The 25,706-nt window shown below is 65.4% G+C and carries 24 protein-coding genes; 12 read left to right on the plus strand and 12 right to left on the minus strand.

What is annotated here, in order from left to right:
• The first annotated feature begins 61 nt into the window (after positions 1 to 61).
• Entirely contained in the window at positions 62 to 1,984 is a 1,923-nt protein-coding gene (locus tag NX778_RS04630; protein WP_258810493.1) for a cyanophycin synthetase family protein, read from the plus strand.
• Between the two features lie 85 nt (positions 1,985 to 2,069).
• On the opposite strand, the gene NX778_RS04635 is transcribed toward NX778_RS04630, so the two are convergent.
• The 4 genes from NX778_RS04635 to ctaD all read right to left on the minus strand — a co-directional run bounded on the left by NX778_RS04635 (position 2,070) and on the right by ctaD (position 5,962).
• Positions 2,070 to 2,945, minus strand: a complete 876-nt coding sequence (locus tag NX778_RS04635; RefSeq protein ID WP_258810494.1) for a cyanophycinase — start codon at positions 2,943 to 2,945, stop codon at positions 2,070 to 2,072.
• Complete coding sequence (locus tag NX778_RS04640) at positions 2,942 to 3,763, minus strand: isoaspartyl peptidase/L-asparaginase (RefSeq protein WP_258810495.1); 822 nt, start codon at positions 3,761 to 3,763, stop codon at positions 2,942 to 2,944. The genes NX778_RS04635 and NX778_RS04640 overlap by 4 nt, the downstream gene beginning before the upstream one ends.
• A gap of 143 nt (positions 3,764 to 3,906) precedes the next feature.
• Complete coding sequence (locus NX778_RS04645) at positions 3,907 to 4,356, minus strand: DUF2244 domain-containing protein (protein ID WP_258810496.1); 450 nt, start codon at positions 4,354 to 4,356, stop codon at positions 3,907 to 3,909.
• Positions 4,357 to 4,366: 10 nt separating this feature from the next.
• Positions 4,367 to 5,962, minus strand: a complete 1,596-nt coding sequence (gene ctaD / locus NX778_RS04650; RefSeq protein ID WP_258810497.1) for a cytochrome c oxidase subunit I — start codon at positions 5,960 to 5,962, stop codon at positions 4,367 to 4,369.
• A 204-nt stretch (positions 5,963 to 6,166) separates the two neighbouring features.
• On the opposite strand from ctaD, the gene NX778_RS04655 reads away from it, so the two are divergent.
• From NX778_RS04655 to NX778_RS04670, 4 genes are all read left to right on the plus strand, one after another.
• A complete protein-coding gene (locus NX778_RS04655) occupies positions 6,167 to 7,417 on the plus strand; it encodes an Hsp70 family protein (RefSeq protein ID WP_258810498.1) in 1,251 nt (416 codons plus the stop codon).
• Positions 7,418 to 7,422: 5 nt separating this feature from the next.
• Complete coding sequence (locus tag NX778_RS04660; RefSeq protein ID WP_258810499.1) at positions 7,423 to 8,070, plus strand: 3'-5' exonuclease; 648 nt, start codon at positions 7,423 to 7,425, stop codon at positions 8,068 to 8,070.
• 190 nt (positions 8,071 to 8,260) lie between these two features.
• Positions 8,261 to 9,652 (plus strand): SEL1-like repeat protein, encoded by a 1,392-nt coding sequence (locus NX778_RS04665; protein WP_258810500.1) that lies wholly within the window; start codon positions 8,261 to 8,263, stop codon positions 9,650 to 9,652.
• A 189-nt stretch (positions 9,653 to 9,841) separates the two neighbouring features.
• Positions 9,842 to 11,986, plus strand: a complete 2,145-nt coding sequence (locus NX778_RS04670; RefSeq protein ID WP_258810501.1) for a prolyl oligopeptidase family serine peptidase — start codon at positions 9,842 to 9,844, stop codon at positions 11,984 to 11,986.
• A gap of 137 nt (positions 11,987 to 12,123) precedes the next feature.
• Here the strand turns inward: NX778_RS04670 and NX778_RS04675 are convergent, their stop codons facing one another.
• Complete coding sequence (locus tag NX778_RS04675; protein ID WP_258810502.1) at positions 12,124 to 12,699, minus strand: helix-turn-helix domain-containing protein; 576 nt, start codon at positions 12,697 to 12,699, stop codon at positions 12,124 to 12,126.
• 194 nt (positions 12,700 to 12,893) lie between these two features.
• On the opposite strand from NX778_RS04675, the gene NX778_RS04680 reads away from it, so the two are divergent.
• The 6 genes from NX778_RS04680 (at position 12,894) to moaD (ending at position 19,705) form a co-directional block, all read left to right on the plus strand.
• Positions 12,894 to 14,099, plus strand: coding sequence for a glycine C-acetyltransferase (locus NX778_RS04680; protein WP_258810503.1), 1,206 nt, complete (start codon positions 12,894 to 12,896; stop codon positions 14,097 to 14,099).
• A gap of 22 nt (positions 14,100 to 14,121) precedes the next feature.
• Positions 14,122 to 15,087, plus strand: a complete 966-nt coding sequence (locus NX778_RS04685; RefSeq protein WP_258810504.1) for an NAD-dependent epimerase/dehydratase family protein — start codon at positions 14,122 to 14,124, stop codon at positions 15,085 to 15,087.
• Positions 15,088 to 15,130: 43 nt separating this feature from the next.
• Positions 15,131 to 16,516 (plus strand): L-serine ammonia-lyase, encoded by a 1,386-nt coding sequence (locus NX778_RS04690; RefSeq protein ID WP_258810505.1) that lies wholly within the window; start codon positions 15,131 to 15,133, stop codon positions 16,514 to 16,516.
• Between the two features lie 214 nt (positions 16,517 to 16,730).
• Positions 16,731 to 18,206: a threonine synthase gene (gene thrC, locus NX778_RS04695; RefSeq protein WP_258810506.1), complete on the plus strand. Its 1,476-nt coding sequence runs from the start codon at positions 16,731 to 16,733 to the stop codon at positions 18,204 to 18,206.
• 29 nt (positions 18,207 to 18,235) lie between these two features.
• Entirely contained in the window at positions 18,236 to 19,444 is a 1,209-nt protein-coding gene (locus NX778_RS04700) for a molybdopterin molybdotransferase MoeA (RefSeq protein ID WP_370661315.1), read from the plus strand.
• 3 nt (positions 19,445 to 19,447) lie between these two features.
• Positions 19,448 to 19,705 (plus strand): molybdopterin converting factor subunit 1, encoded by a 258-nt coding sequence (gene moaD / locus NX778_RS04705; protein ID WP_258810508.1) that lies wholly within the window; start codon positions 19,448 to 19,450, stop codon positions 19,703 to 19,705.
• A gap of 56 nt (positions 19,706 to 19,761) precedes the next feature.
• On the opposite strand, the gene dctP is transcribed toward moaD, so the two are convergent.
• The 5 genes from dctP to NX778_RS04730 all read right to left on the minus strand — a co-directional run bounded on the left by dctP (position 19,762) and on the right by NX778_RS04730 (position 22,741).
• The gene (dctP, locus tag NX778_RS04710) at positions 19,762 to 20,778 is read right to left on the minus strand and encodes a TRAP transporter substrate-binding protein DctP (protein ID WP_258810509.1); all 1,017 of its coding nucleotides are present in this window, start codon (positions 20,776 to 20,778) and stop codon (positions 19,762 to 19,764) included.
• 218 nt (positions 20,779 to 20,996) lie between these two features.
• Entirely contained in the window at positions 20,997 to 21,221 is a 225-nt protein-coding gene (locus NX778_RS04715) for a hypothetical protein (protein ID WP_258810510.1), read from the minus strand.
• Between the two features lie 7 nt (positions 21,222 to 21,228).
• Positions 21,229 to 22,158 (minus strand): alpha/beta fold hydrolase, encoded by a 930-nt coding sequence (locus tag NX778_RS04720; protein ID WP_258810511.1) that lies wholly within the window; start codon positions 22,156 to 22,158, stop codon positions 21,229 to 21,231.
• On the minus strand, positions 22,155 to 22,355 hold the full coding sequence (locus tag NX778_RS04725) for a helix-turn-helix transcriptional regulator (protein ID WP_258810512.1): 201 nt from the start codon (positions 22,353 to 22,355) through the stop codon (positions 22,155 to 22,157). The genes NX778_RS04720 and NX778_RS04725 overlap by 4 nt, the downstream gene beginning before the upstream one ends.
• Positions 22,352 to 22,741: a hypothetical protein gene (locus NX778_RS04730; RefSeq protein WP_258810513.1), complete on the minus strand. Its 390-nt coding sequence runs from the start codon at positions 22,739 to 22,741 to the stop codon at positions 22,352 to 22,354. The genes NX778_RS04725 and NX778_RS04730 overlap by 4 nt, the downstream gene beginning before the upstream one ends.
• Positions 22,742 to 22,874: 133 nt before the next feature.
• On the opposite strand from NX778_RS04730, the gene NX778_RS04735 reads away from it, so the two are divergent.
• Complete coding sequence (locus tag NX778_RS04735) at positions 22,875 to 24,116, plus strand: TIGR03862 family flavoprotein (protein ID WP_258810514.1); 1,242 nt, start codon at positions 22,875 to 22,877, stop codon at positions 24,114 to 24,116.
• Here NX778_RS04735 and NX778_RS04740 read toward each other — a convergent pair.
• A complete protein-coding gene (locus NX778_RS04740; protein WP_258810515.1) occupies positions 24,106 to 24,915 on the minus strand; it encodes a head GIN domain-containing protein in 810 nt (269 codons plus the stop codon). The genes NX778_RS04735 and NX778_RS04740 overlap by 11 nt on opposite strands.
• Before the next feature lie 4 nt (positions 24,916 to 24,919).
• Positions 24,920 to 25,699 carry a DUF1700 domain-containing protein gene (locus tag NX778_RS04745; RefSeq protein ID WP_258810516.1) on the minus strand — a complete coding sequence of 260 codons (780 nt, stop codon included), beginning with the start codon at positions 25,697 to 25,699 and terminating at the stop codon, positions 24,920 to 24,922.
• Positions 25,700 to 25,706 lie beyond the last annotated feature (7 nt).

Consider the following 25,706-nt stretch of genomic DNA (forward strand, 5'->3'; position numbering starts at 1 on the left):
GTGCGCCTTCTCGTCGCGCAGATCGCTACCATAGCGAAATTCTCCTGACGAGGATTCCCAAGTGCACATCCTGGAACAACGATTCCTGCGCGGCCCGAACGTGCATGCCGACAGCCCGTGCCTGCTCAGCGTCCTGGCGCTGGACGAGCTGTATGGCATCCAGACGCGCCAGATCATCGGCTTCAACGACGCGCTGCTCGCGCTCCTGCCCTCGCTGCACCGGCAGCTGGTCCCGACCGGCCAGCGCGGCGGCTTCGCGCTGCGCTTGAAGGAGGGCACGCTCGCGGGCCGGGTGGTGGAACAAGTGACGCTGGAGCTGCAGACGCTGGCAGGCGTGCCGGCCAGCTACGGCCGCACGCGGCCTGTCACCGGCCAGCCGGGCCTGGTGCGCATCGTCTGCGAGTATCGGCTCGAAAGCCTGGCCCAGCCGGCCTTCGTGCTTGCGATCGACATCGTCGACGCGCTGGCCCACGGCGAAGCTTTCAATCTCGCGCCACGCCTGGACGAGTTGAAGGCGATCGTCGCGCGGCACGCGATCGGATCGAGCGCGGCGGCGGTGGTTGCGGCAGCTGACGAACGGGGTGTGCCATACCAGCGCATCAGCGAAGATTCGAACCTGTTCCAGCTGGGCTGGGGCGTCAAGCAAAAGCGCCTGCAGGCCCGCACCGCCAGCGACGAGCAAGAGAGCAATGCGCTGCCCGCGCCGGCGGACGTGCTTCCCGGCGGTGGCGGTGCGATGGATGCGGGCGTCGCCATCCTCGACAGCCTGATGGGCGGCTCGGATGGCCGCATCCCCTTGATCGCGGTCACCGGGACCAATGGCAAGACCACTACCTCGCTGCTGATCGCGCATGCGGCCCGCCTCGCGGGGCGTTCGGCGGGCGTCGCCACCACCCACGGGGTCTACATCAATGGGAAGGCGGTGGCGGTGGGCGACTGCACCGGCTATTGGTCGGCGCGCACGGTGCTGGCCTCGCCCGACGTCGATTTCGCGGTGCTGGAGACGGCGCGCGGCGGTATCCTCAAGCGCGGGCTGGCGTTCGACCGCTGCGATGTCGCTGTCGTGTTGAACGTCGCCGAGGACCATCTTGGGCTGGACGGCGTCGATGCCATCGACGACCTGGCGCAGGTGAAGGCGATCGTCGCCGAATCGGCCTCGCGCGCGGCCGTGCTGAATGCGGAAGACGCCCTGTGCGTGGCAATGGTGCGGCGCCTGAAGCCGGCCACCGAGGTCTTGTTCTTTTCGATGAATGCGGATAATCCGGTCCTGATCAAGCATCTGGACGGGGGTGGGCGCGGGGCGTACATGCAGGACAATGCGATCGTCATCGCCGATGGAGCGCGCCAGATCGAACTGCTGCGGGTGGAGAGCATGCCGATCGCGTTCGGCGGCCTGGCCCGCTTCAATATTGCGAATGCGCTGGCCGCGGCGGCGTCCCTGATGGCGGCGGGCTTTTCGCACCTGCAGATCGTGGCGGGGCTGTCGACCTTCGTGTCGGACGGCCGGACCAATCCACTGCGCACCAATGTGTTCGACATCCGCGGCGTTACCGTGATCGTCCACTATGCGCATAACGCCGCGGCCTACGCCGCCACGGCAGACATGGCGCGCGCGATGCTGCCGCGCCACCTGGTGGGCATCGTCACCGCGCCCGGCGACCGGCGCGACGAGGACTTGCTGCAGATCGGGCGGGTGTGCGGCGAGCGCTTCGACGAGCTGGTGGTGTATGAGTCGCAGAGCCGTGGGCGGCCAGTGGGTGATGCGGTCGACCTGATTCTCGAGGGGGCGGAGGAGGTGGTCGGCATCTCGGACACGCTGCACCGCGAGATAGACGTCGACGACGCGATCCGGCTTGGGCTGTCGCTGTGCGCGCCGGGGGATGTGCTGGTGTTTGCGTGCGGGTCGTCGCTGAAGGTGTTTATCGAGGCGATTCGGACGATGGATCCGGAGAGCGCAGACCGGATCGCGTCGCAAACCGCGTAAGCATCGAGCTCGCTTTTTAGCAGGCCTGCGCGCGCACGACGGACTCTTGGGAAACGGGGAAGATGCGGCGGGGCTCCGCCGCGCTTCACGAGTTCGGATTCCGCCTGGTGACATTCTCCAAAAACTCGGCCAACGGTGCCGGCAATCGACTCGCCTCGCCATCCTGCGGCAAGCGGTAGCGTGATCCCGCCGGCAGCAAGTGCAGCCGCACATCGATCAGCTCCGGCGTCTTGTGATCGTCGATCTCGGAGATGTTGGTGCTCATGTGCCGCCCGTCGACGATGGTGACCGCGCCTTCACCCAGCACCTCGATGCCCACGCCGCGCTCCACCACCAGCGCCGTGTCCTCGTCGATGCCGATCCCTTGCAAGTAGGGATTGGCCGCGATGACGGACAGCAGCCGCGCGAGCCGCTGGCGTTCCGAGAAGTGCTGGTCGATGACGACTTTGTGCAGGAATCCCAGTCCCGCACCCAGGCTGACCGCGCCTTTCTCCGGGCGGTCGGCCCGTCCGTGCGCCAGCATGTGGCCGGACATCGCCGACGCGCCGGCACTGGTGCCGCCGATGCAGACGCCGCGCACCTTGAGCGCGGTGTGCATCTCCGCGTCGAGTGCAGTGCCGCCGACGAGCGCCAGCAGGCGTTTCTGGTCGCCGCCGGTCATGAAGATGCCGTCAGCCTCGCTGATGGCGCGGATGTGCTGTTCGTCGTTGGCGTCCTCGCGGCACTGCACGTTCAGGTGCACGCGCTGGCGCGCGCCAAGCTCGCCAAAAACGCGGTCGTAGTCGCTCCACTTCTCATCCGCGATGCCGCTGGCGGCCGTGATCACGACAATCCTGGCGTTGGCCCCGCCCGACAATTCGACAAAGCGCGCGAGGATCGCCTTGTCGTTCTCGAGGTCCTCGCCGCCGCCGATGATGACGAGGTGGCCGTGGCTCGCGGTGGTGTGGGATTCGGTCTTCATTTCCCGATGATACGCGCGCTTGGCATGTCCCGGTTGCTGCAGCTCGCCGCTTCGTGGCGGCTGACGGCGATCAGGCCGATCGGGAAGCGCTTGTCGATCTGGTCGACGCCGCCGGTGGCGGCGACCGCGCCTTCCGGGCCGGCGTAGAACCCGGCGCCAACGATGGGCGTGTCGCCCACACGGCCGAGCAGGCTCGGCGCCGAGCCTCCGGTCGAGCCGGCAAGGGCGAACTGGCCGTCGCCATCGCGCACCACGGCGCCGACGGTGTCGCAGGCGGCGCATTCAGGCAGCTCGAGCGGGCTGTTGTAGTTCCAGAAACGCAGGAAGGCGTGGTTATCGACGCCCGGCATGGCGGGGAGGGCGCCGGCCAGCTGATGCATGATGTTGCGGTGCGCGGCGCGCTGGCGTTCGGCTGGTCCCGGATGGGGCGACAGGCCGATCGCACGCGCCAGCCGGTCGGCGCCTTCCCCGGCCAGCAGGCAGTGCGGGGTTTCGGCCACCGAGCGCGCCAGCAGGATCGGGTTCCTGACATCGCGCACGCAGGCCACCGCGCCGAGGCGGCCGCGGCTGTCCATCACGGATGCGTCCAGTTCGATGGTTTCGCCGTCGAGACCGACGATGGCCCCGGTGCCGGCGTTGTAGCGTCCGTCGTCTTCGAGGGTGACCACGGCCGAGACGGCGGCGTCGAGGGCGTCGGCGCCTTCACGCAGGCGTTCCAGGCCGCGTGCGGCGGCGCGCTCGCAGCCGTCCTTGAGTTCACACGGCGCACCAGCTCCGCCGTGCACGACAATTGCCCATTCCACTTCAGTATTGCTCATGTTTCTACATCTCCTTGCTTCCTGTGCAATATCCCTGCACAAGTCGATGCGCATTATGCAAAAGAGCAAGCACGACCGGCATCGGCTGGCGGGCCGTCTGGATGTAAGAGCAGGCTGACAAGGCGGCAGGGGCCGCGCGTGGCTCAGGACAGGAAGGAGGCGCCGCCCAGCTCGCGCCTCAGTTCGCGCGCCAGTTCCTGGCGGCGCGCGTCGGTGACGAAGGCGCCGATGGCGATGCGGGTGCCGCGCGATTCGATCTCGATCAGCGCGCGCCGGCTGGCGGGCGGCAGCACCCGCACCCAGTGAGGATCCAGGCGTATCCGTTCGGTGCGCCGGCCGCGCACCCGTTCGACCAGCAGGCAACGCTCGGACAGTGCGATGTGCTCGCAGTCGAGCGCGTGGCGCGCATAGTGTAACAGTGCGGCCCCCACTGCCGCCATCTCGACCAGCGCGAACGCGAGCACGATCCAGATGCCCGCGACGACAAAGACCAAGGCGATGCCAAAGCTGCCCATACACAGCAGCAGGTAGGCACTGGCCAGCTGACGCGGCGTCAGCGAACAGTTGCGCTTGAGCAGCCATTCGCGCGTCATGGCATCGCGCTCACTTGATCAGGGGCGGCTTCTCGAAGGTGTGGAAGGGCGCCGGGCTGGGCACCGTCCATTCCAGTCCTTCCGCACCGTCCCATGGCTTGGCCGGGGCCGGCGGCCCGCCGCGGATGTTGGGCAAGACGATGAACAGCAGCCAGTAGACCTGGGTCAGCCCGAACAGCCAGGCCGCGACCGAGACCAGCTCGTTGAAGTCGGTGAACTGGCTGGCATAGTCCGCGTAGCGGCGTGGCATGCCGGCCAGGCCGAGAAAATGCATGGGGAAGAAGGTGAGATTTACCCATAGCAGCGAGTTCCAGAAATGGAAGTGTGCGCGTTTCTCGTTGTACATGTGTCCGGTCCATTTCGGCACCCAGTAGTAATAGCCGGAAAATAAGGCGAACAGCGATCCCGCCACCAGTACATAGTGGAAGTGCGCCACCACGTAATAGGTATCCTGCATCTGGACGTCGATGGGCGCCACCGCGAGGATCAAGCCGGAAAAGCCGCCGATCGTGAACACCCACAGGAAGCCCACCGCGAACAGCATTGGTGCTTCGAAGCTTAGCGCGCCTTTCCACATGGTGGCCACCCAATTGAATACCTTCACGCCGGTGGGGATAGCCACCAGCATGGTCGCGTACATGAAGAACAGCTGCGCCGTGACCGGCATGCCTGTCGTGAACATGTGGTGCGCCCAGACGATGAAGGAGATGATCGCGATCGCGGCCGTCGCGTAGACCATCGAGGCATAGCCGAACAGGGGCTTGCGCGAGAACGCCGGGATCACTTGCGAGATGATGCCGAAGCCGGGCAGGATCATGATGTAGACCTCGGGATGCCCGAAGAACCAGAAGATGTGCTGGAACATGACCGGGTCGCCGCCGCCGGCCGCGTTGAAGAAAGTGGTGTCGAAATGGCGGTCCGTCAGCACCATGGTGACCGCGGTGGCCAGTACCGGCATCACGGCGATCAGCAGATAGGCCGTGATCAGCCAGGTCCAGCAGAACATGGGCATCCGCATCAGGTGCAGGCCCGGCGCCCGCATGTTCAGGATGGTGGTGATGATGTTGATGGCGCCCATGATCGATGACGCGCCCATCATGTGCACGGCGAAGATCGTCATGTCCATCCCCGGGCCCATCTGTACCGACAGCGGCGGATACATGGTCCAGCCGGAACCGGGCGCACCGCCGGCGACGAAGAAGGAGGTCACCAGCAGCAGCGCCGCGGGCGGCAGTAGCCAGAACGAGAAGTTGTTCATGCGCGCGAACGCCATGTCCGCCGCGCCGACTTGCAGCGGGACCATCCAGTTGGCGAAGCCGACGAAGGCCGGCATGATCGCGCCGAAGATCATGATGAGGCCGTGCATGCCGACGAACTGGTTGTAGAGCTCCGGCTGGACGAATTGCAGGCCGGGCCGGAACAGCTCCAGCCGGATCAGCATGGCCAGCGCGCCGCCGATCATCAGCATGGTGACGGAGAAGAACAGGTAGAGCGTGCCGATGTCCTTGTGATTGGTGGCGAACAGCCAGCGGCGCCAGCCATGCGGATGCGCGGCCGCGCCTTCGCCGTGGACGAGATCTGGGCTGCCGGTGCTTGTGCCCGCCATCGCGCGTTCCCTTCGCCGTTTCAACTTTCGCGGACTATAGCGCGGCTCGGGGCAGCACGATTGGCACGGTGCGCCTGGCGTGAGCCAGCTCAAGCGCCACCAACAGCGATGAAACTTCGCCCTTAAGTGACCGTCGCTCCCAAATTAGCTCATCCGTTGCGCCCCGAATCTGGTAACATGACGCCCCTTTTTCGAAAGACATTCATGGCCCAGGCTTGCGGCGTCGATTTCGGCACTTCCAATTCCACCGTCGGCTGGTCGCGTCCCGGCCAGCCGGCGCTGCTGGCACTGGAAGACGGCAAGCCGACCCTGCCGTCGGCGGTGTTCTTCAATGCCGATGACGACAGCGTCCACTACGGCCGCGCCGCCCTGGCCGAGTATCTGGAAGGCTACGAAGGCCGCCTGATGCGCTCGCTCAAGAGCCTGCTCGGCACCAGCCTGATCGAAGGCCAGACCGAGGTCGCCGGCCGCGCCTTGCCTTTTCGGCAATTGCTGTCGCAGTTTATCGGCGAGCTGAAGCGGCGCGCCGAGCGCGAGGCCGGGCGCGGCTTCCGCCAGGCCGTGTTCGGCCGCCCGGTGTTCTTCGTCGACGGCGACCCGGATGCGGACCGGCTGGCGGAAGACACCTTGTCCGGCATCGCGCGCGCCGTCGGCTTCGAGGAGATCGGCTTCCAGTACGAACCGATCGCCGCCGCCTTCGACTATGAATCGCGGATCGAGCGCGAGGAACTGGTGCTGGTGGCCGACATCGGCGGCGGCACCTCGGACTTCTCGCTGGTGCGGCTGGCGCCGGAACGCGCGGCACGGGTCGAGCGCCGCGACGACATCCTGGCCAGCGGCGGCGTGCACATCGGCGGCACGGATTTCGATAAATACCTGAACCTGGCCGCCGCGATGCCGCTGCTCGGCTATGGCAGCATGCTGCTGTCCGGCGCTCAAGTGCCATCGAGCTATTACTTCAACCTGGCGACCTGGCACACCATCAACCAGGCCTACACCCGCAAGAGCATCGCCCAGCTCGACGAACTGGTGCGCGATGCCGCCGAGCCCGCCAAGCTGCAGCGCCTGCGCCGCCTGGTCGAAGAGCGCGCCGGCCACTGGCTGGCGATGCGCATGGAAGAGGGCAAGATCGCCCTGTCCACCAACGCCACGGTGGAGCTCGACCTCGACCGGCTCGACCCGGCCGCGGTCCTGACGGTGACCCGGGCGCAATTCGACGAGGCTGCCGCCGGCCTGGTCGATTCCGTTGCCGCCACCGTCGCCACCTTGCTGGCCGAAGCGGCGGTCCGCCCCGAGCAGGTCGACACGATCTTCTTCACCGGCGGTTCCAGTGGCGTGGCTTCGCTGCGCGCCCGCATCGCCGCGCTGTTGCCGGACGCGCGCAAGGTCGAAGGCGACCTGTTCGGCAGCATCGGCGCCGGCCTCGCGCTCGACGCCGCGCGCCGCTTCGGGTGAGCGGCATGAGCGTTTTCGACCGTCCGATCGTCATGCTCGACTTCGAGACCACCGGCCTGTCGCCGGCGCTGGGCGACCGCATCACCGAAGTGGCCGCGCTGCGCATCGTCGGCGGGCGTATCGAAGAACGCTTTGTGTCGCTGGTCAATTGCGGCGTGCGCATCCCATCCTTCATCACCGCGCTGACCGGCATTTCGCAGGAAATGGTCGACCGCGCGCCGCCGGCGGCCGACGTGGTGCCGCGCTTGCTCGACTTCATCGGCGGCGACACGCTGGCCGCGCACAACGCCAGCTTCGACGAGAAATTCCTGGTGGCCGAGGGAGAACGCCTGGGCCGTGGCTGCGGCCACGCCCATCTGGTCTGTTCGCTCAAGCTGTCGCGCCGCGTGTTTCCGGGCTTGCCGAGCTACAAGCTGGGCCAGCTGTCGGGCCGGCTCGGCATCGCCTTCCGGAGCGCCGCGCACCGGGCCGAGGCCGACGCCGAAGTCGCGGCCGAGGTGCTGATCCACATTGGCCGCCACATCGGGCGCGAATATGGCTTGCCCCGGATCGAGCCGGCGATGCTGGCGGCGGTGAACAAAGTGGCAGCAGCGAAAGTGCCCACCTGGCTGGGCAAGTACGCCGCAGAAAAAAACGCCGCTGCGCCTGCCTGAGCCGCGCCAATTCCTTCCATTATCCGCCGCAAAACGGCGGATTTTTTATGCGCTGTGGGTCGTACGATTGTGCGCAGTCAAACGCCGCGCAGGATCACGCACTTAAAATTTTATCAATAGTCTTCAGGCCGCCAGGCCCGAACGGCCGGATATTTCTCGCGTTTTCAACGGCTTCGAGCCGGAGGAACAGATGAATCGCCAGCACATCTCTCGCGAAGCCCATCACCAGACCTATGTGTGGTTCCGCCAGGCCGCCGAGCAGGGAGATCCTTATGCGCAATTCAACCTCGGACTGATGTACAAACGCGGCGATGGCATCGACCGCGACGACGCGCGCGCCTTCAAGTGGCTGCGCCTCGCCGCGCGGCAGGGCATCGCCTTCGCCCAGAACCATCTCGGCGCCATGTATTACAACGGGCGCGGCACCGGCCAGAACGACAACGCGGCGGCTTACTGGTTCCGGCGCGCCGCTGAACAGGGCGATGCATCGGCCCAGCAGAACCTCGGCCAGATGTACAAGAACGGCCGGGGCCTGGCCGCCAACGCCGAACTGGCCCTGGCCTGGTTCTACCGCGCGGCGGAGCAGGGCGTGGCCAGCGCCCAGGCCCTGCTGGCCGAATGCTACTTGCACGGCTTTGGCGCCGCCATCAACTTTCCGCTGGCGATGGCGTGGTTTCGCAAGGCGGCGGTGCAGGGCAACGCGCGGGCCCAGCTCAATCTCGGCCTGATGTACAAGCGTGGCCAGGGCGTGGAGGGCAACGATGCCCAGGCCCTGTGCTGGTTTCGCCAGGCGGCCGCGCAAGGCGATGCGGTCGCGCAGCGGCAGCTCGGGCTGGCCTATGGCGAGGGCCAGGGCGTCAAGGCCGATCCGCTACGCGCCTTCGCCTGGCTCCAGCGCGCCGGTGAGCAGGGCGACAAGGACGCCCAGTTTTCGCTCGCCCTGATGCTCGCGCATGGCGAAGGCGTGGAGCGAGACGAGGCGCGGGCGCTCACCTGGTACTTGCGCGCGGCCGACCAGGGGCACGTGCTGGCGCAGTACAACCTTGGGAATATGTATGCCAACGGCACCGGCACCGCGCGCGACCCCTTGCGCGCGCTGGACTGGTACCGGCGCGCGGCGGAGCAGGGCGCGGCCAACGCGCAATTCAACCTCGGTGTCATCTTCGCCAACGGCCAGGGCGTGCCCCGTGACGAAGAAGAGGCCGCCTATTGGTACAGGCTCGCCGCCGAACAGGGCGATGCCAGCGCCCAGAACAACCTCGGGGTCATGTACGCCAACGGCCAGGGCGTGCCGCATGACGACGCCATGGCCGTGTTCTGGTACGAGCAGGCAGCCGAGCAGGGCCATGCGCTGGCCCAGTACAACCTCGGCGGCATGTACGGCAGCGGGCGCGGCGTGGCGCGCGACAAGGTGCGCTCCTACATGTGGATGCTGCTTGCCGCCGATGCGGGCGACGAGACCGCCAGCACCAACAAGAGCATCGTCGCGCGCCGCCTGTCGCCGGCCGAAATCGGCTGGGCCCTCGACATGTCGCGCGACTGGCAGATCGCCCACCGCCGCCTCGAACGCCGCCCGGACTAAGCGCTCAAGAGTCAACAATTGTCGGTGTCACCAACAATTGTTTGCGGCACCCGTCACTCTAGCGCAGGCCGGGGCCCATGCTGAGCGCGATCGTCCCGCCGCGCCCTTTGCCGCAGATGTCCCGTCAAGACATTTCGCGCTATCATGCCCAGCGGCAGCACCCATCATTTCCACGAGAAAGAGAACAATATGCACTTGAGACATGCTCCCGTCGTTGCCGGCCTGATCGCGGCCGTTGGCGCCGGCGCCGCCACGGCACAAACCTGCCCGGCCTACGGCGAACCGCTGACCTATCCGGTCGTCAAGAAAGTCGACCAGACCGACAACTACCACGGCACCGCAATCGCCGACCCCTACCGCTGGCTGGAAGACGCCAACAGCGCCGATACCCACTCCTGGGTCGAGGCCGAAAACAAGGTCACCCAAGCCTACCTGGCGACGATCCCGCAACGCGACCCGATCCGCCAGCGCCTGACCCAGCTGTGGAACTTCGAGCGCTACTCGGTGCCGTTCCGCGAGGGCGGCCGCTATTTCTACAGCCGCAACGATGGCCTGCAGAACCAGTCCGTGCTGTACACTATGAAGTCGCTCAACGAGCAGCCGCGCATGCTGCTCGACCCCAACACCCTGGCGGCCGACGGCACCGTGGCTCTGGCCGGTCTCGCGGTCAGCCCTGACGGCAAGCTGCTCGCCTACGGCACCGCCGCCTCCGGCTCCGACTGGAACGAGTGGAAAGTGCGCGACATCGAGAGCGGCCAGGACTTGAGCGACCACATCAAGTGGGTCAAGTTTTCGCAAACTGCCTGGACCCACGACGGCAAAGGATTTTTCTACAGCCGCTACGACGAGCCGAAGGAAGCGACCAAGCTGGCCGACGTCAACTACTTCCAGAAACTGTTCTACCACCGCATCGGCACCCCGCAGTCGGCCGACACCTTGGTCTACGACCGTCCCGACCAGAAGGAATGGGGCTTCGGCGGCAATACCACCGACGACGGCAAATACCTGCTGATCACCGCGACCAAGGGCACGGCGCACAAATACCGCATCTTCTACAAGGACTTGGGCAAGCCGAACGCCAAGGTCGAGGCCTTGATCGACAACTTTGACGCGGCTTACGAGTTCATCGACAATATCGGCCCGGTGTTTTACTTTGTCACCGACCGCAAGGCCCCGCGCCAGCGCATCATCGCGATCGACACTCGCAAACCGGCCGAGGCGAACTGGAAGCAGATCGTGGCGGAAGGCCAGGACACGCTGGTGTCGGCCAAGATGCTCAATCAGCAGCTCGTGGTCGAGTACCTGAAGGATGCGCGCAGTGTCGTCAAGGTCATGGACCTGAACGGCAAGCAGCTGCATGAGATCACGCTGCCGGGCATCGGTTCCGCGGCGGGCTTCGGCGGCAAGCGCGGCGACACCGAGACCTTCTTCTCATTTACCGGCTTCACCACCCCGACCACGATCTATCGTGTCGACATGAAGACTGGCAAGTCGAGCATCTTCCGCCAGCCCAAGGTCGCGTTCAATCCGGACGATTACGAGACCCGCCAGGTGTTCTACACGAGCAGCGACGGCACCCGCGTGCCGATGTTCATCGTCTCGAAGAAGGGTCTGAAGATGGACGGCAATAACCCGACCTATCTCTACGGCTACGGCGGCTTCAACATCTCCCTGACCCCGGCATTCTCGCCCGCTAATCTGGCGTGGATGGAAATGGGCGGCGTGTACGCGGTGCCCAACCTGCGCGGCGGCGGCGAGTACGGCGAGGCATGGCACGAGGCCGGCACCAAGCTGCACAAGCAAAACGTGTTCGACGATTTCATCGGCGCGGCAGAGTGGCTGATCGCAAACAAGGTGACGTCGGCACAGAAGCTCGCGATCGGCGGCGGCAGCAATGGCGGCCTGCTGGTGGGGGCGACCATGACCCAGCGTCCCGAACTGTTCCGCGCGGCGATCCCGCAAGTGGGCGTGATGGACATGCTGCGCTTCCACAAGTTTACGATCGGCTGGGCCTGGACATCGGACTACGGCTCGTCGGACAACGCGGACGAATTCAAGGCGCTGGTCAAGTACTCGCCGCTGCACAACATCAAGCCGGGCACCTGCTATCCGGCCACGATGGTGACGACGGCCGACCATGACGACCGCGTGGTGCCGGCGCACAGCTTCAAGTTCGCCTCGACCTTGCAGGCAGCGCAAGGCGGGAGCGCCCCGGTGATCATCCGTATCGACACCAAGGCCGGCCACGGCGCGGGCAAGCCGACGACCAAGCAGATCGACGAAGTTGCCGACCGCTGGGGCTTCCTGGTGAAAAACCTGGGGATGTCCCTCTAAGTAGCAGCACGTCGTTCCCGCGCAGGCGGGACCCATGCTGGGCGCGCGCGCACGCGGCTCCTGCCCGGCGACGCAGCTTGTCCATGGGTTCCGCCTGCGCGGGAACGACGGTCCCCAGGTGTGTGGTCCCGATCAGATCAGCGGTGCACCACCACCAGCAAGCCCTTCGCCTCGGTCTTCCCCACATTCCGGATCACATGGTCCTGATCCGCCGGATACCTCGCGGTCGCCCCCATCTTGACCTTGCGCTTGCTGGACCCGACCTCCACTTCCAGCGACCCATGCAGCACGGTCAGGTGCTCATTGGTCCCAGGATCATGCGCCTGTGAGGCCAGTTCGCCACCCGGCGCCAGGGTCAGCTCATACCACTCGTACTTTCCCGCCAGTTCCATCGGCCCCAGGATGCGCAACACATAACCCGCATGCTGCCCGGGCAGGGTAGGCGTCTCGTGCGCCTCCAGCACCCGGATGGTGTCGACCTCGCGCGGTTCCGCAGCCAGCAGCTCGCCGATCCCGACCCCCAGCGCATTGGCCAGCCGCCAGGTGATCGCAATGGTCGGGTTCGCCTTCTCCCGCTCGATCTGCGACAGCATCGATTTCGACACGCCGGCGATGCGCGACAGGTCTTCCAGGGTCAGCCCGCGCTCCAGGCGCAGCCGCTGCAAGGTGGCGCCGACCTCGGGTGGCGCATTGGTGTTCAGGGTGGTTTTCATAGACGACGGCAAAAATCCATATCTGCTAACCTGAAGAACTTGCCAAGTTCAACAGCCGGGCGTAAGATCCATTATATTGAATTCGAGTTCGACATAACGGAAAACGAATAAGCCGCCGAACCCGATTGATATTTTGTCAAATTACAGCATCGGACAACCGTCGGTCAAGCCGGCATCGAGACGAGGGAAATGAAATGAGCGATCAAGCGTTTTACACTGGCCTGCAGCAGAACCTGGAAAACCTGCGCGAGCAGGGCCTGTTCAAGCCGGAGCGCGTGCTGGCCTCGCGCCAGGGCGCCGAAGTGGTGGCTCAGGATGGCCGCACCTTGATTAATATGTGCGCCAATAACTACCTCGGCCTGTCCGGCGACATCGAAACCCAGAAGGCCGCCGCCGCCGCGCTGGAAAAATACGGCTACGGCCTGTCCTCGGTGCGCTTCATCTGCGGCACCCAGACGGTGCACAAGGACCTCGAGCGCGCGCTGTCCAGCTTCCTCGGCACCGAAGACACCATCCTGTACGCCGCCGCCTTCGACGCCAATGGCGGGGTGTTCGAACCGCTGTTCGACGAAAACGACGCCATCATCTCGGACGCGCTGAACCACGCCTCGATCATCGACGGCGTCCGCCTGTGCAAGGCCGCACGATACCGCTACGCCAACAACGACATGGCCGACCTGGAAAAACAGCTGCAGGCCGCCCTTGACGCCGGCAAGCGCCACAAGATCATCGTCACCGACGGCGTGTTCTCGATGGACGGCACCATCGCCCAGCTGGATAAGATCGTCGCGCTGGCCGAGAAATACGGCGCGCTGACCATGGTCGACGACTCGCACGCCACCGGCTTCATGGGCAAGACTGGCCGCGGCACACATGAACACTGCGGCGTGATCGGCAAGATCGACATCATCACCGGCACCCTCGGCAAGGCCCTGGGCGGCGCGATGGGCGGCTTCACCTCGGCGCGCAAGGAAGTCATCGAGACCCTGCGCCAGAAGTCGCGTCCCTACCTGTTCTCCAACACCCTGGCCCCGATGATCGCCGGCGCCTCGCTGTCGGTGCTGGAACGGATCAGCAAATCGACCGAACTGCGCGACCGCCTCGAAGAAAACACCGCCTACTTCCGCAAGGAGATCGAGCGCATCGGCTTCACCATCAAGCCCGGCACGCACCCGGTGGTGCCGGTGATGCTGTTCGATGCGCCGCTGGCGCAGAAATTCGCGGCCCGCATGTTTGAACTGGGCGTGCTGCTGTCCGGCTTCTTCTACCCGGTGGTGCCGATGGGGCAGGCGCGCGTGCGCACCCAGGTCTCGGCTGCGCACACCCGCGAGCAGCTCGACCGCGTGCTGGCCGCCTTCGAGCAGGCCGGCCGCGAGCTGGGCATCATCAAGAACAACTAATCCACGCACTACGGAAAACGCAATGGAACGCATCCTCATCATCGGCGCCAACGGCCAGATCGGCAGCGAGCTGGTTGCCGCACTCGCGGACAAGCACGGCGCGGACAACGTGATCGCCTCGGACATCGGCCCTGAAAACCGCTTCGGCGCCAAGCGCTACACCACCGTCGACGTGCTGGACAAGACGCGTGTCGCCCAGCTGATCGCCGACGAAGGCATCACCCAGGTCTACCAGCTGGCCGCGCTGCTGTCGGCCACCGGCGAAAAGGCGCCGCTCAAAGCGTGGACGCTCAACATGGATGGCCTGCTGAACATCCTCGAAATCGCGCGCGAGCGCGGCGAGGCAGGCAAGCCGCTGAAGATCTTCTGGCCGTCCTCGATCGCCGCCTTCGGCCCCAATACGCCGGCCCAGGCCACGCCGCAGTACACGGTGATGGACCCGACCACCATCTACGGCATCAGCAAGCTGGCCGGCGAGCGCCTGTGCGAGTACTATCACGCCAAGTACGGCGTGGACGTGCGCAGCATCCGCTACCCGGGCATCATCAGCTACAAGTCGCCTCCGGGCGGCGGCACCACCGATTACGCGATCGCGATTTTCCACTCGGCGCTGCGCGGTGAAACCTACGAATGCTTCCTCGGCCCCGAGACCACGCTGCCGATGATTTACATGCCGGACGCGATCCGCGCTACCATCGAGCTGATGGAAGCGCCGGCCGAACAGGTGAAGATCCGTTCCTCGTACAATGTGGCCGGCGTGTCGTTCAACCCGCGCGAGCTGGCTGCCGCGATCAAGTATGCGCTGCCGGAATTTACCATCGCGTACAAGCCGGACAGCCGACAGGGCATCGCCGACAGCTGGCCGAAGAGCCTTGACGACGGCCGCGCTACCGCCGACTGGGGCTGGAAAGCCCGTATCGGCGTGGACGAGATGGTCGCCGACATGTTGAAGAATATCGACGTCGGCGCCGTCAGCGAAGCCGCTTGAATAAGCGCCGTCACCACAATAACAAAGACATGGAGACCAGCTCATGGACATGAGCGTATTTGACCTGTTCAAAATCGGGATCGGGCCATCGAGCTCGCACACGGTCGGGCCGATGGTGGCCGCGCGCCGCTTCCTGCTCGAATGCGAGCCGCTGGATGATGCGGTGGCGGTCGAGGCACACCTGTACGGATCGCTGGCGCTGACCGGCGTCGGCCACGCCACCGACAAGGCGGTGATCCTCGGCCTGATGGGCGCAACCCCGCAGGACATCGATCCCGATGCGGTCGAGGGCAAGCTCGATGAGGCGGAGCTGGACGGCAAGCTCGCGCTGCTCGGTGTGAAGGAAGTCCCGTTTTCGGCCAGGACCAACCTGGTCTGGCACAAAACCGCAACGCTGCCCGAGCACCCGAACGGCATGCGTTTCGTGCTGCGCTTTGCCGATGGCCGCGAGATCGACAAGGCTTACTACTCGGTGGGCGGCGGTTTCATTACCGCGGCCGGTGAAACCAAGGCCGCGCAGGCGTCGGTCCTGGTGCCTTACCCCTTCGATACCATGAGCCAGCTGCTGGCACTCGGCAAGGCGAACGGCCTGACCATCCCGCAAATGCTGCGCGCGAATGAGCGCGCGCGCATGAGCGAGGAGGAGCTTGACGCTGGCCTGGACCGCATCTGGCAGGTGATGCGCGACTGTATCGCGCACGGCCTGGTTACCAACGGCCAGCTGCCCGGTGGCCTGAACGTCAAGCGCCGCGCGGCCGTGCTGTGGAAGCAGGAGCAGGAGGCGCATCTGTCCGGCGAGCGCCGCAACGCGCTGCCACACGACGCGCTCAATCACGTGAGCCTGTTCGCGATGGCGGTTAACGAGGAAAACGCCGCGGGCGGACGCGTGGTCACGGCGCCGACCAACGGCGCGGCCGGCATCATCCCGGCGGTGCTGCGCTACTATGCCGAGGACTGCAAGCCAATCAATCCTGCGGCGGGCATCCGCGACTTCCTGCTGACGGCGGCCGCGATCGGCATGCTGTGCAAGCGGAATGCATCGATCTCCGGCGCCGAAATCGGTTGCCAGGGCGAAGTGGGCGTGGCCTGCGCGATGGCGGCGGCGGGTCTGGTGGCTGCGCTGGGCGGCAGCAACGAACGTATCGAAAATGCCGCCGAAATCGGCATTGAACACCACCTCGGCATGACCTGCGACCCGATCGGCGGCCTGGTGCAGATCCCCTGCATCGAGCGTAACGGCATGGGCGCGATCAAGGCCATCACCGCTGCCTCGCTCGCGCTGAAGGGCGATGGCACCCACTTCGTCAGCCTGGACGATGTCATCGAAACGATGCGCCAGACCGGCTACGACATGCAGGCCAAGTACAAGGAAACCTCGCTTGGCGGCCTGGCGATCCACGTGGTGACGGTGAACCACGCGGCCTGCTGATTCATTAACAGGCCGTCGTCCTCGCGAACGCGGGGACCCCATTTTATTTGAGCAGGGCTAGCGCACGCGCTCTCACCCGTGCATACAAAATGGGGTTCCCGTTTCCGCGGGAACGACGATCTGTAATCTCGCGATTGTTAGCAGATCGGTACGGATCCCAAGCTCGGACTATAATAGGAGTCGACCCGAGTTTCCTCATCCCGATCCGCTACCTATGCACTACGTCTCCACTCGCGCCACCCCGGAATCGTCCGCGCGCAATCCGCAAGCCTTCTCCGACATCCTCCTTGGCGGCCTCGCGCCCGACGGCGGCCTGTTCCTGCCGGCCGAGTACCCGCAAGTGACCGGCGCCGAACTCGATGCCTGGCGCAAGCTCCCGTACGCCGAGCTGGCCTATGAAATCCTGCGCAAGTTCGCGACCGACATCCCCGATGCCGACCTGAAGGCGCTGACCGCCAAGACCTACACCGCCGACGTCTACCGCAACGCGCGCGCGGGCGACAGCGCCGCCGACATCACCCCGCTGCGCACGCTGGAAAGCGACGGCGACAAGAAGCTCGTGATGCAGGCACTGTCCAACGGTCCGACGCTGGCGTTCAAGGACATGGCGATGCAACTGCTCGGTAACCTGTTCGAGTACGCGCTCGCCAAGAACGATGAGCAACTCAATATCTTCGGCGCGACCTCCGGCGACACCGGCAGCGCAGCCGAATACGCGATGCGCGGCAAGCGCGGCATCCGCGTGTTCATGCTGTCGCCGCACAAGAAGATGAGCGCCTTCCAGACCGCGCAGATGTTCAGCCTCCAGGATCCGAACATCTTCAACATCGCGGTCGAAGGCGTGTTCGACGACTGCCAGGACATGGTCAAGGCCGTGTCCAATGACCTCTCGTTCAAGGCCCGCCACAAGATCGGCACCGTCAACTCGATCAACTGGGCGCGCGTGGTCGCGCAGGTGGTGTACTACTTCCGCGGCTACCTCGCCGCTACCACGAATAATGCTCAGAAGGTCTCGTTCACCGTCCCGTCGGGGAACTTCGGCAATATCTGCGCCGGCCACATCGCCCGCATGATGGGCCTGCCGATCGACCAGCTGATCGTCGCGACCAACGAGAACGATGTGCTCGACGAATTCTTCCGCACCGGCGTCTACCGCGTGCGCAAGTCGGCCGAGACCTTCCACACCAGCAGCCCGTCGATGGACATTTCGAAGGCATCCAACTTCGAGCGCTTCGTGTACGACCTGGTCGGCCGCGATTCCGAGCGCGTGCGCGCGCTGTTCCGCAAGGTCGACACCGAAGGCGGCTTCGACCTGTCCGGCGGCCCGGGCAGCGACGGCGACGAATTCGCCAAGGTCGCGCAGTACGGTTTCGCGTCGGGCAAATCGACCCACGCCGACCGCCTGGCCACCATCCGCGACGTGTTCACGAAGACCGGCCTGACCCTCGACACCCACACCGCCGACGGCGTCAAAGTCGCGCGCGAACACGTTCGCCCCGGTGTGCCGATGATCGTGCTGGAGACCGCGCTGGCCGCCAAGTTCAACGAAACCATTTTGGAAGCGCTCGGCCGCAACGCCCAGCGTCCCGCGGGCTTCGAGAACATTGAGGCGCTGCCGCAGAAGTTCGTGGTGATGCAGGCGAACGTCGACGAGATGAAGAGCTACATCGCCGCCCACACCGGACTGTGACCATGGCCGACCAACCCGTCCGCAAGCCGATGCTGGCTGTACGCGAGGCGCTCGATTTCCTGCTCGCCGCCGCACGTCCCGTCGACGAAATCCACGTCGTGCCGACGCTGGAAGCGAACGGCCGCGTGCTGGCAACCGACCAGGTATCGACGCTCGACGTTCCCGGCGCCGACAACACGCAGATGGATGGCTACGCGGTGCGCGCGGCGGACTGCGCGGGCGGCAGCGCGCGCCTGACGGTGGCGCAGCGCATTCCGGCCGGCCACGTCGGTAGCCCGCTGCAGCCGGGCACCGCGGCGCGCATCTTCACTGGCGCGTTGATTCCCGAAGGCGCGGACGCGGTGGTGATGCAGGAGCAGTGCGAGGCCGATGGCGACAGCGTTGTCATCCGCCACACGCCGCAGCCGGGCGAATGGATCCGCCGTCGTGGTGAAGACATCGTCAACGGCTCGGTGATCCTGCCTGCAGGGACGCGTCTGCGCGCGCAGGAGCTGGGCCTTGCAGCATCGGTTGGCCTGGCCAACGTTACCGTGCGCCGCCGCGTGCGCGTGGCCGTGTTCTTTACCGGCGACGAACTGGCAATGCCGGGCGAGCCGCTGGCACTGGGCGCGATTTACAACTCCAACCGCTTCACGCTGCGCGGTCTGCTCGAAAACTTCGGTTGCGACATCACCGACTTCGGCATCGTGCCCGATTCGCTGGACGCCACCCGCGCCACGCTGCGCGATGCGGCACAAGGGCACGACCTGATCATCACCTCCGGCGGCGTCTCCGTCGGCGAGGAAGACCACATCAAGCCCGCCGTGGAAGCGGAAGGGCGGCTGAACATGTGGCAGATCGCGGTCAAGCCAGGCAAACCGCTGGCGTTCGGCGAGGTGCGGCGTGAAAACGGATCGGCATTCTTCCTCGGCCTGCCGGGCAACCCGGTGTCGAGCTTCATCACCTTCCTGCTGTTCGTGCGGCCTTTCCTGCTGCGCTTGCAGGGGGTGAGCGGCAGCGTGGAGCCGCGCGCCTATCCGATGCGCGCCGATTTCGATTGGCCGAAGGCTGATCGCCGCAATGAGTTCCTGCGCGCCCGCGTCAACGCCGACGGCGGCCTGGACCTGTTCCCGAACCAGGGCTCGGGCGTGCTCACGTCGACGGTGTGGGGCGACGGCGTCATCGACAATCCGCCGGGCCACCCGATCGCGAAGGGCGAGATGGTGCGATTCATTCCGTTCGCCGAGCTGCAGCACTAGACCATGAAGATCACACTGCGATTCTTTGCCAGCGTGCGTGAGGCGCTTGGCGTGTCCACTGAAAGCGTGACGCTACCGGAAGGTGTGGCGACAGTCGGTGCGGTGCGTGAGCTGTTGATTGCGCGTGGTGGCGTGTGGGCAGAGACGTTATCGCACAAGCGCGCGCTGCGCATGGCGTTCAACCATGTGATGTGCGAGCCGGAGACGGTAGTGCTTGACGGTGGCGAGGTAGCGTTTTTCCCGCCGGTGACTGGCGGTTAAATAAAGTCAAATGGGGTTCCCGCGTCCGCGGGAACCCCATATTTCGAGCGTACCGATTACGTTATCGTCTTCTCCGCCAGCGCAAGCAGGTTAGCGCAGTTGGCATTCCGCTCGCCGTAATCCTTCCACGCCGTATCCCGCGCAATATCCTGCCACTTTTTGAGCGTGGCCGAATTCAGGTCCACCACACGCGCACCCGCACGCTGGTACACGGCAGCGACGGCCGCATCATCAGCCTGCGCCATCTTGCGCGCGAAGCCTTCCAGGTCCGCTCCCACCGCCATGATCGCCGCCTGCTGTTCTTTCGACAGCCGGTCGAACACCGTCTTCGACATCATCAGCGGCTCGAACATGAACCAGTATGCGCCGCCACGGCCGGTGGTGAGTGACTTCGACACCTCCTGCAGGCGGAACGAAATCAGCGAGGTCGACGAGGTGAGCGCTGCATCCATGGTCCCGGTGCGCATGCCCGCGTAGATTTCATCGGAAGGCCCGCTCACGACGTTGGCGCCGGCCGCATTCAGGATCAGGTCCATTTCGGGCGAGCCGCCGCGCACCTTCAGGCCGCGCACGTCCTCCGGATCGACAATCGCCTTGCTGCGCGAAGCCACGCCGCCGGCCTGCCAGATCCAGCTCACGATGACGATGCCGTTGTCGGCCAGGATGCGTGTCAGCTCCTTGCCCACTTCGGCGTTTTTCCAGGCGTAGCCCTGCTCGTAGGAGGTGACGAGGCCGGGCATCAGGCCGATGTTCACTTCAGGGAGCTCGGCGCCGGCGTAGGACAGCGGCACCAAGGCCATATCGAGCGAGCCCTTGCGCAGCGCCGGGAATTGGGCGTTGGCCTGCGACAGCGCCGAGCCGGGATAGATTGAAAATTTGAGGCCGCCGTGGGTACGGCGTTCGACGTCGGCCGCGAACATGCGGCACAAGCGGTCGCGGAAATCTCCTTCGGCGACGCTACCGCCGGGGAACTGGTGCGAGATCTTCAGGTTATTCGGCTGAGCCCATGCGGGCTGCAGCCAGAGCGGGCTGGTCGCGATTGCGCCCAGCATCGTCCTGCGTGTTACCGACATATACTTCCTCCAAGATGGTGAAACGGACTGCCAGGCGAATCGTGCCAAGGTCGTTACTGTCTTGCCGTATGCATCGTTCGCATTTCTAGATCAGAAAACCAGCTCTCAACCTCCATATTTACAGCTCATATGCAAGAGCTGATATCAAATCTACCATGAAGCCATCAGGAAAACATTACGCGCTGCAATAGAAAAAGGCCGCTGTTGCGGCCCCTGTCTTATTTGGGTTCGAATGTTTCGCAAACAGCACATCGCTTGCCGCGTTCGGCCTGGAAATAGCGTGTACCGACGAAGATGGCGGATGAGACGACCGCCCACGCCAGCGCGCTCTGCCAGGCATCGGCAAACATCGTGCCCTTGCCCATGTCGACCAACACCAGCAGGGCAAACATGGAGCCGGCGGCGAGCAGGAACTGGGCGGCCCAACGGGAAAACTTTTTCATCTCTACCTCACAGTGTGGTCAGGAAAGTCTTGATCGTGTCGGCCAGTTGTTCGGGCTGGTCGAACTGGACGAAGTGGCGCGACGGCGAAATGCTCACCACTTCGAGCTTTGGTGTGCCGTCCATCAGCGACTTGTAGTAGTCGGCCTTGTCCGTTTCCGACATCTTGAGCTGCGCGCCGTCGGCTTCGAAGAATGGCGACACCACCAGCACCGGCGCGGTGATCTTCGGCAGCCCGGCGCGCAGGTCCAGCGCGAAGTCGTCGGCGGCGGCGCGCGCGAAGGCGCCCTGGTCGCTTCGTGCGGACAGGCGGCCCAGCGCGTCGGCCATGCCGATGTCGAGGACGCCGACTGTGCGCATGTACGCGACCTGCTGCGCCTCGAACTGGCGTGGATCCGCCGCCGCCAATTGCGCGCGCATCCGTTGTGCGGCCTGCGGGCGCATCGCCGCCGGAATCCCTTCCGTGCCCGGGAACACGGGAAGTCCGTCGAGTGTGACCACTCCGCCGACCAATTGTGGCGCATCCTCGGCCACGGCGATGGCCAGCGTGCCGCCCAGGCTGTGGCCGACCAGGACGGGTTTATCCAGCTTGTGGCTTGCGATCAGCTCGCGCAGCGCGCTGCGCGACGCGTCCATCACATTGCCTTCGGCCGGAGCCCGGCCGTCGAAACCGGGGAGGGTGACCACGTAGACCGCATGTTTGTCGGACAGGCTGCGCACCAGGTCCTGGAAGGCCCAGGCGCCGCTGCCAAGGCCAGGGATCAGGATCAGCGGCCGGCCGCCGCTGCCGAAGCGCTGGACCTGCAGCGCGCCGACATCGAACTTCTCGGCCGCCGCGGCGTTGAATGCGTAAGGATTCGGTGCAGCTTCCGGCTCGGCCGCAAAGGCAGGGGCGCAAACCACCATGACGGCGGCGAACAGCAGCGATACGGGTTTCATTCAGATTCCTCCGGTGTGAAAATGGTTTCGATAGATTGCGAGAACAGTTTGGAGATCGCGAACGCAAGGGGCAGGCTCGGATCGTATTTGCCGGTCTCGATGGCATTGATGGTCTGGCGCGATACGTTCAGCAGGTCGGCCAGGTGGGCCTGGCTCCAGCCGTTTTCCGCGCGCAGTTCGCGGATAATGTTCTTCATCGATTCAGCACCTTGCGCAGCAGCTGGACCACGCCCACCGAACCGCACAACACCATCCATACTGTGAACATCGAGATGCGCGGCAGGCCGGAGGTCTCAAGGAAGCCGTAGGTGAAGGTAAGGCCGGCCGTGATGCCGGCGGCGATCGCGATATTTTCCAGCAGGCGCAGGCGCATGTATTCGTCGATGCGGTTGAAGTGGCGCGCGATGGTCCACAGCATCAGCGCGAAACCGACCATCGGGCTGACCAGCACCAGCGAACGGGCGGCGCCTTCCGGCATCGGGCGGCCGAAGCGGATCGCCGCGAACAGCAGCACCATGTACACGGCGAGCGAGCCGCCCAGTTCAAGGAAGTAAGCGCGGTTGATTCTTTGTTGGTGCGTCATTCCGATCTCCTCTGCGTGTAAAGTTAGCTTGACATCATCGTAGTCCAGCTTTTTTGGCGTGTCAAGCACCCTTTACATCGATTTGTGGCGCGATCGACTACAATGCGCAGCTTCCCCATTGACCGCATTCGCCATGACCCAAGCCGTATCAACATCCGCCGCCCGTGTTGCCGTGATCGGCGCCGGCCCCGCCGGGCTGATGGCTGCCGAGGTGCTGGCGGCGGGCGGAGTCCAGGTCGACGTGTACGACGCGATGCCGTCGGCGGGACGCAAGTTCCTGCTGGCGGGGCGAGGCGGCATGAACATCACGCACTCCGAGCCTTACGAGCCTTTCGTCCAGCGCTATGGCGCGCGGGCGGCCGAGGTCGGGCGCTGGCTCGACGCCTTCACGCCGGCGCAGGTGCGCGAATGGATCCACGGGCTTGGCATCGAAACCTTCGTGGGCAGCTCGGGCCGCGTGTTCCCGACCGAAATGAAGGCCGCGCCGCTGCTGCGCGCCTGGCTCCATCGCCTGCGCGAATCGGGCGTGAGGCTGCACATGCGCCATCGCTGGGTCGGCTGGCGCGACGGCGCGCTGCTGTTCGAGACGCCGGAGGGCGAATTGCCGGCCAAGGCCGACGCCACCGTGCTCGCACTGGGCGGCGCAAGCTGGCCGCGGCTCGGATCGGACGGCGCGTGGACCAGGCTGTTGTTGGGGCGCGGCGTCGGCGTGGCGCCGCTGGTCCCATCGAATTGCGGTTTCGACGCCGATTGGAGCGATTACTTCGCCGAGCGCCATGCCGGCGCGCCCCTGACCACGGTCGCGATCACCTTCGTGAACCGTGCCGGTGAAAAGGAGTGGCGCAAAGGCCAGTTCGTGGTCACGCAAACCGGGATCGAGGGCAGCCTGGTGTATGCGATCTCGGCGCCGGTGCGCGACCAGATCGCTGCGAACGGCAGCGCCACGGTTTGGCTCGACCTCGCGCCGGACTTCGATGCCGATCGGGTCCTTGCGGAGGTGACGCGGCCGCGCGGCTCGCGATCGATGTCGAGCCACCTGCAAAGCCGCCTGGGCATCAAGGGTGTGAAGGGGGGCCTGCTGCGTGAATGCCTGACTGCGGAAGACTATAAAGACCCGGTAAAGCTGGCAGCCGCGATCAAGGCGCTGCCGCTGGTGCTGCGCCGTCCACGTCCGATCGAGGAAGCGATCAGCAGCGCCGGTGGCATTCGCTTCGAAACGCTGGACGAAAGATTGATGCTGCGTGAAGTACCCGGCGTATTCGCCGCGGGCGAGATGGTGGACTGGGAAGCGCCGACCGGCGGCTACCTGCTCACCGCCTGCTTCGCAAGTGGCAGCGCTGCCGCGCGCGGCGCGCTGGAGTGGCTCACTCGTTGAAGGTGACGTCGCCGTTGCCGCTGCGGGACACGCTGCGCTGCGGCGGGTTGCCGTAGACTTCAACGTCGCCATTGCCATTGACCGACACCGTCACCGAAGTGCGCGCGCTGACCGAGCTGTCGCCGGTGCCGAACTGGCGCAGGTCCACTTTGTCCGCCCTCAGGTGGCGCGCGTTGATCTCGCCCGAGCCCGTGGTTTCCGCCGCCAGCTCGGTGCAGCTGCCGGCCAGCGTGATCGTGCCCGACCCCACAACCTGCGCATCCACGCGGTCGCTGTTGCCGACGTCCAGATCGAAATCGCCGCTGCCGTGCAGGCGCGCCGTCACCTGGCGGTAGCGCGCATTGAAGGTGATCGAGCCGGGGCCGGCCAGCTGCAGCTCGACGTGTTCGCCCGAGAAGCCATCGACCTTGGTGTCGCCGCTGCCGGTGACGCTCAGGTTGGACAGCGCCGGTAGCACAACGGTGGCCTGCAGCGGGCGGCGGTGCGACAGCAGCAGGCCGCGCAGGGCGATGCGCAGCTTGTCGCCATCGACCGTCGTGTCGATGTTCGACAGCAGGCGCTGCTCGCCGCGCACCTCCAGCGACGGCACCGGGCCGTAACGCACCGTCAGGTCGATCGGGCCAGCCAATTCCACCGAGGTGACGTTCTTGGTCACCTTGCGAGTGTCGGTCGCCAGCAGGCGGCTGCCAGGATTGATCGAGCCGCTCACGCCGTGGTTACGCAGGACGACGTATGCCACCGTGGTCAGGACCATCGCGAGCAGCAGGAGCGAGAAGCCGATTTTCAACAGGACGCGCATGGATTCAGCTTCCTTTGAGCAGGGACAGGTTCATCTGCAGATAGCGTTTCAGGCCAATCAGGCTGAAACGCGTGACGACCAAGGCGATGAGGGTGAGGATGATGCCGCCCAGGACCAGGCCGGCGCCGACGGCAACCTGGGTGCCGCGCGAGCTGGCGTCCATGTCGGTGATCACGTGGATGCTGCCGTTGCGCGCGTCTTCCTCGATGATGGAAGCGCTGTCGGCGCCGGTGTCGACCGGCGTGTTGTCGATGTCTTCCTGGACCTCGATGCCGCGCGGGCCGATGCGGATGGTCGCGGTGGCGCCGTCCGGATGCTTGCGGTCGACTACCGTGATCTTGTTGCGGTCCAGGGCGATGAGGCGCAGCGGCTCGTTGAACACGAATTCATTGGCGCCGGCGAGCCCGCTGGCGGTGACCACGATGCCCGAGCCGTAGAAGGCGCCGGCGGCCACGTACACCGACACCAGCAGCGCGCCCAGCACGGCGGCCGGCACCAGCATGAAGAGATTGAAGATGGCCAGCCCGGCGGCCGTCAGCAGCATGCGCAGCACATTGACGGGCTGTTTGCGTTCGTTGAAAGTGTTCAGGTGCGCGCTGGCGCGCAGCGTCATCGCAATCTTGGCCGGATCGTCCAGATCCGCCCCGACTTCCTCTTCGCTGCGCCCGGCGGCGATGCCGTCGACGAAGCGCTGCTCGTAGTAAGCGAGGGTCTTGGCCTGGGTTTCCGGCGGCAGTCCCATCATCGCTCGCTTGAGCGCGTCGAGGTATTCCATTTTGCGCATGCGGCTG

This window comes from Massilia terrae, assembly GCF_024753145.1.
GTDB classification, from domain to species: Bacteria; Pseudomonadota; Gammaproteobacteria; order Burkholderiales; family Burkholderiaceae_D; genus Telluria; species Telluria terrae.

Bases quoted from the DNA above. Each gene is read 5' to 3' on its own strand.
- NX778_RS04635 (WP_258810494.1), bottom strand. From the start codon at position 2,945: ATGAAGACCGAATCCCACACCACCGCGAGCCACGGCCACCTCGTCATC.
- NX778_RS04640 (WP_258810495.1), bottom strand. From the start codon at position 3,763: ATGAGCAATACTGAAGTGGAATGGGCAATTGTCGTGCACGGCGGAGCT.
- NX778_RS04645 (WP_258810496.1), bottom strand. From the start codon at position 4,356: ATGACGCGCGAATGGCTGCTCAAGCGCAACTGTTCGCTGACGCCGCGT.
- ctaD (WP_258810497.1), bottom strand. From the start codon at position 5,962: ATGGCGGGCACAAGCACCGGCAGCCCAGATCTCGTCCACGGCGAAGGC.
- NX778_RS04655 (WP_258810498.1), top strand. From the start codon at position 6,167: ATGGCCCAGGCTTGCGGCGTCGATTTCGGCACTTCCAATTCCACCGTC.
- NX778_RS04660 (WP_258810499.1), top strand. From the start codon at position 7,423: ATGAGCGTTTTCGACCGTCCGATCGTCATGCTCGACTTCGAGACCACC.
- NX778_RS04665 (WP_258810500.1), top strand. From the start codon at position 8,261: ATGAATCGCCAGCACATCTCTCGCGAAGCCCATCACCAGACCTATGTG.
- NX778_RS04670 (WP_258810501.1), top strand. From the start codon at position 9,842: ATGCACTTGAGACATGCTCCCGTCGTTGCCGGCCTGATCGCGGCCGTT.
- NX778_RS04675 (WP_258810502.1), bottom strand. From the start codon at position 12,699: ATGAAAACCACCCTGAACACCAATGCGCCACCCGAGGTCGGCGCCACC.
- NX778_RS04680 (WP_258810503.1), top strand. From the start codon at position 12,894: ATGAGCGATCAAGCGTTTTACACTGGCCTGCAGCAGAACCTGGAAAAC.
- NX778_RS04685 (WP_258810504.1), top strand. From the start codon at position 14,122: ATGGAACGCATCCTCATCATCGGCGCCAACGGCCAGATCGGCAGCGAG.
- NX778_RS04690 (WP_258810505.1), top strand. From the start codon at position 15,131: ATGGACATGAGCGTATTTGACCTGTTCAAAATCGGGATCGGGCCATCG.
- thrC (WP_258810506.1), top strand. From the start codon at position 16,731: ATGCACTACGTCTCCACTCGCGCCACCCCGGAATCGTCCGCGCGCAAT.
- NX778_RS04700 (WP_370661315.1), top strand. From the start codon at position 18,236: ATGCTGGCTGTACGCGAGGCGCTCGATTTCCTGCTCGCCGCCGCACGT.
- moaD (WP_258810508.1), top strand. From the start codon at position 19,448: ATGAAGATCACACTGCGATTCTTTGCCAGCGTGCGTGAGGCGCTTGGC.
- dctP (WP_258810509.1), bottom strand. From the start codon at position 20,778: ATGTCGGTAACACGCAGGACGATGCTGGGCGCAATCGCGACCAGCCCG.
- NX778_RS04715 (WP_258810510.1), bottom strand. From the start codon at position 21,221: ATGAAAAAGTTTTCCCGTTGGGCCGCCCAGTTCCTGCTCGCCGCCGGC.
- NX778_RS04720 (WP_258810511.1), bottom strand. From the start codon at position 22,158: ATGAAACCCGTATCGCTGCTGTTCGCCGCCGTCATGGTGGTTTGCGCC.
- NX778_RS04725 (WP_258810512.1), bottom strand. From the start codon at position 22,355: ATGAAGAACATTATCCGCGAACTGCGCGCGGAAAACGGCTGGAGCCAG.
- NX778_RS04730 (WP_258810513.1), bottom strand. From the start codon at position 22,741: ATGACGCACCAACAAAGAATCAACCGCGCTTACTTCCTTGAACTGGGC.
- NX778_RS04735 (WP_258810514.1), top strand. From the start codon at position 22,875: ATGACCCAAGCCGTATCAACATCCGCCGCCCGTGTTGCCGTGATCGGC.
- NX778_RS04740 (WP_258810515.1), bottom strand. From the start codon at position 24,915: ATGCGCGTCCTGTTGAAAATCGGCTTCTCGCTCCTGCTGCTCGCGATG.
- NX778_RS04745 (WP_258810516.1), bottom strand. From the start codon at position 25,699: ATGCGCAAAATGGAATACCTCGACGCGCTCAAGCGAGCGATGATGGGA.